Source organism: Shewanella sp. N2AIL (genome assembly GCF_022690845.1).
Taxonomy (GTDB): Bacteria; Pseudomonadota; Gammaproteobacteria; order Enterobacterales; family Shewanellaceae; genus Shewanella; species Shewanella baltica.
Genome location: NZ_JALBYT010000003.1, coordinates 122,632 through 135,495 on the forward strand (window position 1 = coordinate 122,632; position 12,864 = coordinate 135,495).

Consider the following 12,864-nt stretch of genomic DNA (forward strand, 5'->3'; position numbering starts at 1 on the left):
CTCACGATTCGTACCTGCTAATTGGGTTATTCACTGGCCTAGACAGGCATGCTCATTATTTCTTTATAGGCTTCGACAAGTTTATTTCGTACTTGTACCGTTGCCTCGAAGGCGACACTGGCTTTCTCACGGGCGATAACAGTATCCGACAAAGTGACGGTAGTATCTCCCATTTCTAAACGCGTCGCGAGGTTTGATGATGTCGACTGTAAGCCGCTGACATTGCCGACGGCTTGCGAGAGTAACTGACCGAAGTCCGCACCACTGGTGTTATTAACTTGCTGCATGATATTTGGCTGAACGCCAAAAGACGGCGTAATTTCGCCTTGGAGTTTCTGCATTTCTTGCAGGAATGAATTTGCGCCTATTTGCATGCTGAGCTCCCAGTCGTCGAGTTCTTGACGATCAAAATACCGATAACGGGACAATGCAAAATAACGGCCAAGTTTTCAAATGGTCGTGATTGATAACAAATTGACGAGATAAGAAGACGTTAAAACTAAGGATTCTGGATAAAACAGGTCACTTTTGCGGTGGTATACTTTAATAAATGCAGCCTCACACTCATGTGGAGGCTACAAGATTATCACTTGAATTTAAAGACTAATTTGGCAGTTGAATGCCCATATCACGCATTTTTGCCATCTTGTATCTTAAGGTTCGGGCGCTTATCCCCAGTTTTTCAGCAACCAGTTTGCGGCTTCCTTGGCATTGATTAAGGGTTTCTAAAATAATCACATGCTCCTGCGCTTTAAGCTCTTCGCCTAAACCGTCTGGCTCGGCAACAAATTGATCTAGGTCATCAGCGCCTAAAATCACATCCTGCGCATCGATAATAATGTCATTGGCGGTGATCACTTGACCGGCTCTTAATATCAAAGCCCGCTGGATCACATTATCGAGTTCACGTACGTTCCCCGGCCAGCGATGACTCAATAAACGTCGACGTGCATTTTCATCCAACTCAGGCACATCGGCGACATTCAATGCCTTGGCATGCTTAACCAATAAATGGCGTGCAAGGGGTAAAATATCCGCTGGACGTTGACTTAATGCGGGCCAAGCTAATGGGAACACGTTGATTCGATAGTAGAGATCTTCCCTAAAGCCACCTGCCGCCACCACGGTTTTTAGGTCTCGATTGGATGTGGCAAGCACGCGCACATCGAGCTTAATGGTTTTACGGCCGCCTAAACGCTCAACTTCACGCTCTTGCAATACCCGCAATAACTTAGCTTGTAAGCCTAAATCCATCTCAGAGATTTCATCTAGCAGCAAAGTGCCACCTTGAGCCTGCTCAAATTTCCCAGGACACGCTTGATAGGCCCCCGTAAATGCGCCTTTTTCATAACCAAAAAGCGTGGCTTCGAGCATATTCTCGGGAATTGCAGCACAGTTAATGGCCACAAAAGCTTGATCCGCACGGCTACTGTGTTGATGAATATAACGGGCTAAGACTTCTTTACCCGAGCCGCTTGGACCTAAGATCATAACCGATGCATCAGAAGCCGCAACCCGCTGAGCCAGTGCCAATAAAGCTAAACTCTTCTCATCGGCAACAACTGGCTGATCCACATTTTGTTTTAACGGCAAATAACGGGAAACTTGATTGAGCAAGACTTCTGGCGCAAAAGGTTTCGCTAAGTAATCGACAGCACCCAATTTAATGGCATCCACCGCACTACCAATCGTGGCATAAGCTGTCATCAACAGCACAGGCAACTTAGGATGATGTTGCTGTAGGAAATTTAATAATCCTAACCCACCAATACCTTGCATCTGCACATCGCTAATGACTAAATCAAATTGATGTTGTTTCAAGGCTAGAATAGCGTCTTCACCCGAGGCAACATCAACACACTCATACTGAGCCAACATTAAAGTATCCAACAAGGCTTCACGCAATGAGGCATCATCTTCAACGAGCAATAACTTTGCTTCAGACATGGGTAATCTCCAAAGGTAATATCACCGCAGATTTAGCCCGTGGGAAGACTAAAGACACAGTACAGCCTTTATTCGGTAAGCAACTTAATTGCAGTTGTCCTCCATGATTGCGCACCACAGATTGCACAACCGCTAACCCGAGCCCAGTTCCCTGCGATTTTGTCGTAAAGAAAGGTTCAAGCACCTTCTGCTGCATATTGGCATCTAAACCTTTGCCATTGTCGATGACATTCAGTAGTAACTGATCGCCCTCTTCAGCCGCTTGAATACGAATCTCAGTCGCGCCAGCTTCGATACTGTTCATCACTAAATTGTTGATTGCCGAGCTTAATGCATTTGAATTGGCTAACATCGAACTGCTTGATGCATCATCAAATGACAAGTCACAACCTTGCTTAGCCGCTATCGGCTCACAATTTGCCAATACATTGTCGATAACCTCAGCCAGTGTAATCAAATCTCCCAGTTCATCCTGACGGCCTTTCGCCATCAATAGCATGTCGTTAACCTGACGCTCCAGTTCATTGAGTCTATCAACAAGCTTTTGCTGGAATTTCGCTTTAGCGGCATCGGATAACTTAGGACTCGCAAGATTAGAGGCATATAGCAAAGCGGCAGATAAAGGCGTGCGCACTTGATGTGCCAAGGTAGCAACCATTTTACCCAGTGCAGATAAGCGTTGTAGATGGGATAGATTTTTCTGTAATAATCGAGTTTCAGTCAGATCAGTTAACACAATTAATTGACCAGGCTCTGGCGTGAGTGGCGTAATTGCTAATTTAACGCGGCGGCCATTACGCAGTGACACTTCGTGACCATCATCGTCCTGTGGCGCAAAGGCACTGTGGATCACATCAATCCAGCGAACGCCACACAAGGAGCGCTCTAGTAATTCAACTGCAACCGGATTGGCATCCGTGACTATACCGTCGCCATTGATAATAACCACGCCGGATGGCATAGCCTGTAAAATATGCTCCATTCGATTGGACATATTAGCGGCCTCACGCAGTTGGTTCCATTGTTTGCTAGTGTGCTTGAATGACTCAATTTGCGCTAGTGGGTTGGCTGACATAGTCACTCCGTCAAAAAATTGCTTATGACGGAGTGACTGCAGTATCTATGCCAAATTAGAAATTGAACTTTAGAGGTTAAAACGACTTATATAACAATAAAATAGAAAACTAATCTTTGGTCATTCCGTACTTACGCATTTTTTCTACTAGCGTTGTACGACGTATTCCGAGCATCTCAGCCGCGCGAGCAACAACGTTATCTTGCAGCTCTAGCGCCTGACGTATCATGTCGATTTCCAGTTCTGCTAACAAATCCTTAAGGTTCACGCCTTCAGGCGGCAGCTCACTTGGGAAACGCGTCTCAGGAATTTCAACCGGCTCTTCATCACTAAAGATAGAAGCCAAAGCATCACGTTCCTGCTGCTCTTCACTCATCTCTACACAATATTCAGGTACATCGATATGGCGATACTTAACGGGTAAGTCGTTAACATCAACCAATCCACCCGGATATAAAATGGTGAGGCGTTCGACTAAATTAGACAGCTCACGCACGTTACCCGACCAAGCATGCTCTTTTAAAGACTCAATCGCACGCTGCGTAAAGCGCACCTTGCCACGGCCTTCGTTGTAGACTCGGCTAACCAACTCTTGTAATAGCAAAGGTACATCGTCCTTGCGATCACACAACGCGGGCATTTCAATCGGAAATACGTTTAGGCGATAATAGAGATCCTCGCGGAACTCATTCACGCTGATCATGGTTTCTAAATCTCTATGTGTCGCTGCTACAACGCGCACATCGGCATTGATGGTCTTAGTGCCGCCAACACGCTCAAATACCCGTTCTTGCAGTACACGAAGCAATTTAACTTGCATCTGCAATGGCATATCACCAATTTCATCGAGAAATAGTGTGCCGCCTTCAGCCAATTCGAAACGGCCTTTACGAGAGGATATTGCCCCAGTAAATGATCCCTTCTCATGACCAAAAAGTTCACTCTCTAACAACTCTGGTGGTATAGCACCACAGTTCACTGGAATAAAAGGGCCATCACGGCGTTCAGACAAATAATGGATATTACGGGCGACCACTTCTTTACCTGTACCGGATTGACCCAGTACAAGCACGGTTGCCTCAGATGTTGCCACTTGATTAATCAAATGCCTTACATTGGCAATACCATCACTGCGCCCCACCAAGCTTCGGAATAACTTAGTTTGATTCGCACTTGTGGGTACTTGAGGACGCTTAACTTGGCCAAATACTTGGCAGAAGTGTAATAATTCAGTGAGTTGAGGATAGGTTAAAGGTTCCTCAATATTTCCAAGAATGTTAGATACTTGCAGATCGTCAACGTTGCCAAGCAACAGCATAGGTTGCCATGGATGTTGACCTGCGATGTTTTTAAGCATCTCTGCATCCATAACATCAGTTAGGATAACTAAAGCTCTAAAACGAGTATCTTGGAGGCTAGCACTTAATTTTTCGGCGTCAATTTGTACAATTTGCTCACCTAAAAAATCAAAAATGCAACACAGGCGATTTAATCGCTCTGATGGGGGGCCGATAAGTAAAATTCGTTGATCTGTTTGCATCATTCAGTAGGCCGTAAAGCTCTAATATGTATTAATTCGCATTAATTATTTATGATTAGTTGCTGTAAAAGCTTAACAAATTCAATGTAACAATCTGTGCCACCATCACTACTGTGATGAATATTGTATTATCAGCAGACGAGAAGCAAGCCTCAGATGAGGTTTATGCCAAACTGAATTGATTTTAGTACATTTATGTCATGATTATAATTAAAAACGTCAAATATTTGGCTTTAAGCCAAAAAAGAAGACGCAATAAATGCGTCTTCTTTTATCAAAATTTATGATATTAACCAGCTTCAGAATGCGCAGATATATTGTGTTTATCGGCAGGAATTGAATCCCAACCTTCTTTGATAGTACGTAAAATCTCGCAAACATCATCAATCGCTTTAACATCATTATTGATATTGGCCTCAGTAATTTTACGTAGCATAAAATCATAAAGCTCACTTAGATTACGGGCGATTTGCCCGCCTTCATCCATGTTTAAACTATTGTTTAATCCTATGATGATGCCGATTGCTTTGCCAATATATATGCCTTTGTTCGCAATATCTTTTTGCTCCATGGCATAACGAACCTGCGCTAGGCGCTGCAGCGCACCAGCAAACATCAGTTGGATAATGCGATGCGGTGAGGCAACGCTAATCTCAGTATCTAATGACACCTTACGATATGATTGCAGTGAACTTCTCATAAACACCTACCTAGTTGAATCTATAGTCTTATACACATTGATCTGGCGCTTATGTTGACTGCCAGCATGTAATAAAGCTTGTCGCTCTGCCATCACAATTGCCGCCTTAACCGCAAACTCTTGCGTTAAAGCGAGTTGCTGTTGAAGATAATCAGTATCTGTCATGTTGGCATCCGCGAGCAGCACATTAAGAAAAGTTTGACGCTGCCCTACCTGCTCAAGCAAATTTGATACCAACTCATCTGTTTCTTCATTTTCAGCGGGAATATGGGTTAATATTTCTAATAGTTCCGTGAGCTGAATATTGACTGCATCAAGCTGTTCCAATGGCGGCCTCCTTGTAGCTAACTGCGTCTAAGCAGCTGGCAAACTTACCGAATATTAGCGTTGCCTTACTGAACCAGGCAATGAATTCAAACGGTCAACTAAGCCACTACTTTGTTGATTTAATTGGCCAACAATTAAATCCATCGCATTAAACTGCTTTGATAAACGAGCCGTTAATTGATCCATTTTCAACGTAAAAGCAGCGCGTTGATCTGTTATGCGATCGGTTTGATTAGTAAAGGCTGTTTGGCGTGTTTCAATTAAGCCGCGGGGTTTAACATAGCTGTCAGCTAATTTATGAAATTGGTTGGCAAGACCGGTGTTTGGTGTGGAAAATAAATCACTCACACTCGCCATATCTTCAGCAATAACTTTGTTAAGCTTATCGTCATCGATGGACAACTTTCCATATCTATCTGACTTAATACCAATATTATATAACGCCGATGAGCCATCGCCAGTGGGGACACGTTGACTTACCATACTGCGTAATTGAGATTCTAATGAACGGATCATCGAATCGCCTTGCAGTGCTGAGGCAGTCTTCTTCGTCGTATCATAAGAAGACATTTTATCGATAGCCGTCGCTAAGCTGTTATAGGCATCGACAAAGGATTTTACGTTCTCTTTAACTGCATCGTTATCTTGCTCGATTTTCAACGTCGTTGTTTTGGCAATATCAGCATCTGTTAGATTTAACGTGACGCCTGTTATTGCCTCTTTCACTTCGTTGCTCTGCGAGGTCACCTTTTGGCCGTCAATGTAAATCACAGCATTCTGGGCATTCTGTAAGGTGGTCAAATTACCCGCACCAAAAATATCATTTAATCCAGTGCCAGAGGTGTCATTAGCCGTCACATTGACTTGATTATCCTCACCAGACTTGTCGGTGCTGAATACTAAGCGACTACCTGCATCACTGGTAACAACCGTGGCGGTGACGCCCGGGTTATCTGTAGCTGCATTGACCTTTTTAGCGATGGCGTCAAGTGAATCGCCAGCAGCAATCGCAACGGAAAAGTTGTCCCCGTTAACCCCAAAATCTAGGCTCCCCTCACCTACACCTTGCGTACGATCAGCAATATTGCTCCCCGCAACTTTGTGGCTAATTGCGAGCTGTTCAACTTTTATACTATAACTACCTGCTTGCGCAGTTTTATCAGTCGTCGCGGTCAAAAAAGTGCTATTTCCAACAGATACCTTACGTTGATTGAGTGTATCGCCAGTTTGCAATTTTTTTAACGCGTCTTGAAACTTAGACAATTCGCTTTTTAATGTGCCGATCGCTGACACCTTCGCTTTAATACTGTCTTCGGTTTTATTGAATATCGCTTCTTTAGGGACTTTCTCAGCATCCACTAATACCTTAACGATATTAGAAATATCTAAGCCCGAACCAATACCCGTCGCTGTTAATGCCATACAAACCTCTACTCATCAATTAACACATAAGCCTTAGCCTATGTGTACATTAAGCTTCTGTTTTCATTAAAAGCCCAGTGACTTCTGATAACTTCTCAGCTAATGCCAACGCTTCCTCCGTGGGCATTTGTCTGATGATGTCGCCTGTGTCTCTATCCAATACTGTCACAATTGGCCGGCCACTTTGATCATCCACTTTAAAGGCTAACCCTTTGCGCATCATCGACATCATGTCGGTCAATTCTGTCGCCACTTCATTGAGTTTTTCTGCATCAGGCTCTTGATTCACGCCTTCAGAATCAGGTGATGGTGTAATGGTGTTAGCTTGTGTTTGCGTCTGTGCTTGCTCATTACGCTTGAGCTCAACATCCTTCGCCGTGATACTGCCAAGTGTTTGTCCTACATCAGCCTTCGCGTGAGCCATTGGGGGTGAACTGACTAGATTGATATCCATAGCTATACCTCAATCAATAAAATGCCCCTCGTGACTATCTACACTCAAACTACACTCAAATAAAACATTAAGCGATTGAGGGGGAACACATTTACCATGTTATTTATTAACAACCCTTTAAGCAGCAAAGGGAGACTCGTTACCGAATCTCCCTCATCACTATCCGGCGATAATGCTACCGATTATAGCAGTGACAAGGCCACTTGAGGTAACTGGTTAGCCTGCGCTAGCATAGCAGAACCGGTTTGCTGTAATACTTGGTTTTTAGTCATAGCTGAGGTTTCTTTGGCAAAATCCACATCTACAATACGGCTCTTCGCATCAGCGACGTTAGCCTGCACGTTGGCATTGTTGGCGATATTATGTGACAAACGGTTTTGTACAGCACCTAATTTCGCACGCTCTGCATCCACTGCTGCTATCTGAGTATCTATCTTTGCAAGAGTAGCAGTTCCAACGTCTCCAGCTGCACCAGCCCCAATACCACTCATGTCAGCTATCTTAACTTGAATTTTCTCTGCCGCGGTATGTCCTGTTTGAAAGCTTTTATCAAAGCCTGTTAACACTTTAGTGTCACCAAAAGCGGTATTCGCACCAATACTATCTATTTCTGCAACTAAATCATTAAACTCTGCTTGAAGGGCTGCTATATCTGATACGCTATTTGCACCATTTTCTGCTTGTACAGACAAATCACGCATACGTTGCAACATGTTAGTCTGTTCTTGCATTGCGCCTTCGGCAATCTGTGCTACGGAGATAGCATCATTGGCGTTACGCATCCCCACATCCAAACCGCGCACTTGGCTGTTTAAGCGGTTAGAAATAGCGAGTCCTGCTGCATCATCTTTTGCACTGTTGATACGTAAACCAGAAGATAAACGCTCCATTGACGTTGCTAATGCTTGGCCTGAAGTATTTAGGTTTTTTTGTGCCTTCATTGAAGTCACGTTGGTGTTAACGGTAATAGCCATTATTGAGTCCTCTTCCTAGTTATACTGCCAAGGCTTGGAAGCTTGGCTAAATTTTTAACAATTAATCTTCCGGATGGATAGGTATTTGCTTTCTGTTAAATAAAGTCGAACAGGGAAACAGAACCCACCTTACTAAACACGTTCGTGACTGCGTTCAATGCAAGCTGTTGCTTTTCAAATTCGGTAATCGCTGACGCATAATCGAGATCTTCCAATAAAGACAGTGCTGAACTATTCACCACTTTCTCTTCGGTATGACTCGCTTGATAACTCTCGACAGATTTCAAACTATTGCCCGCCACACTTCTGGCGGAACTGAGCTGATTAATGCCGCTATCGATATTATTCAATATCTGTGCCAACTGCGATTTACCTTGTGATGAATCCGCTAAAGCAGGGTTTTCAATCACGTTAATCGCATTGCTAATACTGTCAAAAATGCTGATCTGCGGCTGTGGCGCCATGCTGAAACTGTCGCCAGCACTGGGCGCACCATCTATTTTGACGTCAACCCCCTCAAAGTTTACCGTGTTACTGGCGTCAAAATTAGCCACGTTAGCCACAGGATTGTTCGCTGAGTCGAGTACCGTTAAATCAACCCCGCCAGCACCATTATCAGCGAAGTTAAATTTATAGGTATCAAGAGGATAAGTTACACTTGGCCCAGCTTTGGCTGAGTCAACTGTAAAGTCACCCTGTTGGCTGGCCAAATAATTGACGCTAAAATCACCCATCGCGTTTGGTGCATTCATGAAGGCGCTATCACCTGGAATGTTGGTGCCAACCACCACACCAGACTGCACTACGCTGTTACGTACGCCAGAGTCACCTTTATAGATAATTTGCGCTGGGCTAGCATTAGTGAACTCAAATGGGGCTTTATCTGTGCTAAAACCGGCAAACATATAATTGCCTGAGGCATCTTGGCTGTTTGCCAATGACATAAGTTCTTCTAAGCTGCCACGCATTTCATCGGCAATTGTTTGCCGTTCAGTGGCAGATAAGGTGCCGTTTATCGAGCGCAATACTTGATCGCGAATAGACGCAGTCAAATCTTCGGCGCCACCTAACTGGCTTTCGGCAAGACCAAGGTGATTGGCAGCATAATCGATATTCTTCATAAACTGATCGACGAGTGCATTTTTCTGATTCAGATTATCAATACCCTGTGACGCCACAGGATCATCACCAGCAGTATTGACTTTCTTACCACTGCTCAATTGGTCAAGAATTTTGCTGGTCGCCGTTTGCTTTTGCAGCACACTGGTAATGCTTTGATTAAAAATCTGCGCGGATGATAATCGCATAGTTAAATCTCCTAACGCACTGAGGATAATAAGGTGTCAAAAATCTGCTGTGCAGTCGTCATGATCCGCGCAGAGGCTTGATAGGCTTGCTGAAAACGCATTAAATTTGCTGCTTCTTCATCTAAGTTCACGCCCGACTCACTCTCTACTCGCGCATAAGCTTGTTGATACACGGCCTCTGCCGAACCAACACGCACTTCAGCCGCTTTCGTTTTACTGCCTACCTCGAGCTTAGTGTTCTCGAACACATCAGCTAGGGTCGACTTTCCCCCATTCATCACCTTACTTTCGCTCAATTTAGCCATAGCGACAGCATTGGAGTTATCACCCTCAGCGAAGGATAAATCGAAAGTAAATCTGTCATTACCCGCTGCAGCTGTACTATCTACTTCGAAGGTAAAACCAAAGGCGCTGATACTCGGTGGGGTATAAGTTGTAGCAGCCCCAAGTGATGTTCCTGCGGCATCGAATGCTTCATAGGTGGGAGGTACAGCAGTAGTGTCGAGCTTTATCGTCAATTCACTGCCCGTTACAGGGAAATTTGCGGCATTGCGATTACCAATTTGAGTCAACTTAACTTGGGTATTGCCCGAGTTAGCGGCATCTGCAGTAATCTTTGGGGATGCGGCGGCAATGCCTTTAGGGTCTTTCATAACAACTTCAATGCCATTTGAGGCGCCCGCTGTCGGGCGAATGGCAAAACGATCCCCCGACGCCATCGCGCCCGCTTTTATGTCAATTGAAAATCCAAAAGTCGAGCCTGATAAAGTCAGCGGTGTTATCACCCCCGTTTCCGTATCTCTCAACTCATAAGAAGCTGGCGCAGTACTGACACATGACAGCTCGTAGGCACCGCCAGTTAATAAACTGGTGTCATCGACGGTGACGCCTAACGTTGCATTGCCCGTATTTCCAGAAAAACCTGCTACACGACCCAAGGACATCATAGGATCGTTGATATCTTTGAAGATATTGGCGCCGACTTGACCATTGAGGTCAATGCCTTGCGCTTGCATTTTGTTAAAGTTATCAGCCACGCCCAAAGCTAATTGGTCAAGCTCATGACCCGCGGGAATTAACGTCTGGTCACGATAATCAAACATGGCTCCTAGCTGACCACCCAGTTTATTTGGGTCAACAGTAACGCTTTGCGAGCCAATACTTGAGTTAAGCTGTAACTCTTTGGGAAATGGGTTACCCGCTTGAGTCCCCATACTCATGGCAATCTCACCAGAAACCAACATTACAGAGCCACCGAGCATAATACTCTTAGCGCCATTTTCTTGCGGGATAACATTCACTTGGGCGTACTGGCTTAATTCTTGAACGAGTGCATCTTGCTTATCGAGTAACTGCGCATCTTGATTCGGTGACTTCATCAGCTCTAGGTTTAAGTTGGCAAGTTCTGTACTGATCTCATTAATACGCTTGGTCATGCCGGTTATCTGGTCATTGGTTTGATCGAGCTGACCATTCAAATAAGACTGCATCTGATTCAGGCTACTGGCGACTTGCTGCGCATTCGTTAAGGTCGAGCTGCGGATGCCCAGGTCTGTGGGTAAGTCCGCCACGCTATTCATACCTGAAAACAGGTCATTTAAGCTTTGTGGCACAACGTTGCCTATCTTAGAAAATAGCTGATCGAGTTCACTCAATTTACCGTAGCTGGCTTCGGCGGCACTGAGCGTTGTTTGGCCAATGCGCAACTCTCTTGCGGCATAGTCATTGTAGATACGCTTAACGTCATTAACGTAAGTTCCAGTGCCATAAAAGCTATTGCCTAAACGCTGTGATTCTAGAGTCGACTGGGTTGCCACTTGTCTGTGGTAACCCGCGGTATTGGCGTTAGCAATGTTATTACTGGTGACACCCAGTTGCGACTGGGAGGCAAGCACCCCAGTTCGTGCAATATTCAGCAGATCAACGGCCATTAGTTGACACTCCTATGAACAAACAGGGTTGTAAGGTTCATCATTTGTCTTCTCCTGGCAGAATTGATTTCAGCTCTTCACTGATGGACTGCATCACTTTAATGACCTTTTCAGCATATCTAGGATCTGTGGCATAACCCGCATCCTGCAAAGCTCGAATAAACTGAGTTGGCGAAGCCGCCACTTTCTTCGCATCTTGATAACGATCGCCTTCGGCAATGAAGGACACAAAATCGTTGAAGCTATGCTCAAAGTCACTGTAAACACGGAAGTCGGCTTTTTGCTGCACTGCCACACCGTGTTCGAATTCTAAGGTGCTGACGTTCGCCTTATCGCCCAGCCAACGGCGATCAGCTTTAATATTGAATAGGTTATGACTTGGCGCGCCGTTATTACCGCGAACAATTTTTTGTCCCCAGCCAGTTTCAAGTGCCGATTGCGCCAACAATACTTCTGGTTGAGTGCCTAATGCTTTTGCCGCTTTTTCGGCATGTGGGTATAAGGTCGCCAAAAACTCTTCGCGACTACCGAAGCGGACTATCTTCTGAGTTTCCCTAAAGGCCGCCGTCGGCAAAACTTGGCCGCTAATCACAGGGTCGACGACAGAAAGTGACTGTTCGCTCCAGCTTGGCTTAGGAGTATCAATTGCCAGTAAACGATTTGGCGTATCAATGTCCATTGATGAGTTTGCATCCATGGCTCTATCAGGCTCAAATGCTGGTCGAGCAATGGCAGCGGGTACGCCATGATTAATAACTGTGGATTCAACCGCTGGCGCGACTGCACTCTGCATTGGCACGTTAAGCGCTTTAGCATCATGGAGCATTTTCATACCGCCATCGTCGCGTAATACCGATGCTGGCGTAAAATGACTGGTTTCAGGGGAGAGTTGCTGCACCATCATATCGGCAAGGCCCAATACCCCTTTGTCAGATAAATCGACCGATAACTGCTGATCGCGCATCTGCTCGTAAAACTTAGTGTATTGGCTATTGAGAGGACTATCAGACTGAAAAACCGCATTGGCATCGCGCATACTTTTCATCAGCATTTGCACGAAAATACCTTCAAATTGTTGGGCGACCTTTTTCAAGGCGCCCTTCTCATCCTTCTGAGCCTGGGCGCGGAGTGAATCTAAGCCGCCCAGGTCAAGAAAATGTGATGAACTTGAAAGCTTTTCCATGATT

12 protein-coding genes are annotated in these 12,864 nt (G+C 45.0%); all 12 read right to left on the bottom strand.

The annotated features are described in order from the left end of the window. Nucleotides 1-38 precede the first annotated feature (38 nt). Nucleotides 39-374 carry a flagellar hook-basal body complex protein FliE gene (fliE, locus tag MO387_RS03625; RefSeq protein ID WP_006082407.1) on the bottom strand — a complete coding sequence of 112 codons (336 nt, stop codon included), beginning with the start codon at nt 372-374 and terminating at the stop codon, nt 39-41. A 229-nt stretch (nt 375-603) separates the two neighbouring features. Next, the gene (locus tag MO387_RS03630) at nt 604-1,947 is read right to left on the bottom strand and encodes a sigma-54 dependent transcriptional regulator (RefSeq protein WP_242326030.1); all 1,344 of its coding nucleotides are present in this window, start codon (nt 1,945-1,947) and stop codon (nt 604-606) included. Beyond that, complete coding sequence (locus MO387_RS03635) at nt 1,940-3,022, bottom strand: PAS domain-containing sensor histidine kinase (RefSeq protein WP_063884836.1); 1,083 nt, start codon at nt 3,020-3,022, stop codon at nt 1,940-1,942. The genes MO387_RS03630 and MO387_RS03635 overlap by 8 nt, the downstream gene beginning before the upstream one ends. A gap of 109 nt (nt 3,023-3,131) precedes the next feature. After that, nucleotides 3,132-4,565 carry a sigma-54 dependent transcriptional regulator gene (locus MO387_RS03640; protein ID WP_106651078.1) on the bottom strand — a complete coding sequence of 478 codons (1,434 nt, stop codon included), beginning with the start codon at nt 4,563-4,565 and terminating at the stop codon, nt 3,132-3,134. 286 nt (nt 4,566-4,851) lie between these two features. Further along, entirely contained in the window at nt 4,852-5,262 is a 411-nt protein-coding gene (fliS, locus tag MO387_RS03645) for a flagellar export chaperone FliS (protein WP_242326031.1), read from the bottom strand. Between the two features lie 6 nt (nt 5,263-5,268). After that, entirely contained in the window at nt 5,269-5,589 is a 321-nt protein-coding gene (locus tag MO387_RS03650) for a flagella biosynthesis chaperone for FliD, FliT (RefSeq protein WP_242326032.1), read from the bottom strand. 54 nt (nt 5,590-5,643) lie between these two features. Further along, a complete protein-coding gene (gene fliD / locus MO387_RS03655; RefSeq protein WP_242326033.1) occupies nt 5,644-7,011 on the bottom strand; it encodes a flagellar filament capping protein FliD in 1,368 nt (455 codons plus the stop codon). A gap of 49 nt (nt 7,012-7,060) precedes the next feature. Beyond that, a complete protein-coding gene (locus tag MO387_RS03660) occupies nt 7,061-7,465 on the bottom strand; it encodes a flagellar protein FlaG (protein ID WP_242326034.1) in 405 nt (134 codons plus the stop codon). A gap of 182 nt (nt 7,466-7,647) precedes the next feature. Further along, nucleotides 7,648-8,439 (bottom strand): flagellin, encoded by a 792-nt coding sequence (locus MO387_RS03665; protein ID WP_242326035.1) that lies wholly within the window; start codon nt 8,437-8,439, stop codon nt 7,648-7,650. 95 nt (nt 8,440-8,534) lie between these two features. Then, nucleotides 8,535-9,746, bottom strand: a complete 1,212-nt coding sequence (flgL, locus tag MO387_RS03670) for a flagellar hook-associated protein FlgL (protein ID WP_242326037.1) — start codon at nt 9,744-9,746, stop codon at nt 8,535-8,537. A gap of 11 nt (nt 9,747-9,757) precedes the next feature. Continuing rightward, nucleotides 9,758-11,677: a flagellar hook-associated protein FlgK gene (gene flgK / locus MO387_RS03675; protein ID WP_242326038.1), complete on the bottom strand. Its 1,920-nt coding sequence runs from the start codon at nt 11,675-11,677 to the stop codon at nt 9,758-9,760. Nucleotides 11,678-11,717: 40 nt separating this feature from the next. Beyond that, on the bottom strand, nt 11,718-12,860 hold the full coding sequence (gene flgJ, locus MO387_RS03680; protein ID WP_242326039.1) for a flagellar assembly peptidoglycan hydrolase FlgJ: 1,143 nt from the start codon (nt 12,858-12,860) through the stop codon (nt 11,718-11,720). Between the last annotated feature and the right edge of the window lie 4 nt (nt 12,861-12,864).

Coding starts and splice junctions, on each gene's coding strand:
- MO387_RS03640 (WP_106651078.1), bottom strand. CDS start 4,565: ATGATGCAAACAGATCAACGAATTTTACTTATCGGCCCCCCATCAGAG.
- MO387_RS03665 (WP_242326035.1), bottom strand. CDS start 8,439: ATGGCTATTACCGTTAACACCAACGTGACTTCAATGAAGGCACAAAAA.
- fliE (WP_006082407.1), bottom strand. CDS start 374: ATGCAAATAGGCGCAAATTCATTCCTGCAAGAAATGCAGAAACTCCAA.
- flgL (WP_242326037.1), bottom strand. CDS start 9,746: ATGCGATTATCATCCGCGCAGATTTTTAATCAAAGCATTACCAGTGTG.
- flgJ (WP_242326039.1), bottom strand. CDS start 12,860: ATGGAAAAGCTTTCAAGTTCATCACATTTTCTTGACCTGGGCGGCTTA.
- MO387_RS03635 (WP_063884836.1), bottom strand. CDS start 3,022: ATGTCAGCCAACCCACTAGCGCAAATTGAGTCATTCAAGCACACTAGC.
- flgK (WP_242326038.1), bottom strand. CDS start 11,677: ATGGCCGTTGATCTGCTGAATATTGCACGAACTGGGGTGCTTGCCTCC.
- MO387_RS03660 (WP_242326034.1), bottom strand. CDS start 7,465: ATGGATATCAATCTAGTCAGTTCACCCCCAATGGCTCACGCGAAGGCT.
- fliD (WP_242326033.1), bottom strand. CDS start 7,011: ATGGCATTAACAGCGACGGGTATTGGTTCGGGCTTAGATATTTCTAAT.
- MO387_RS03630 (WP_242326030.1), bottom strand. CDS start 1,947: ATGTCTGAAGCAAAGTTATTGCTCGTTGAAGATGATGCCTCATTGCGT.
- fliS (WP_242326031.1), bottom strand. CDS start 5,262: ATGAGAAGTTCACTGCAATCATATCGTAAGGTGTCATTAGATACTGAG.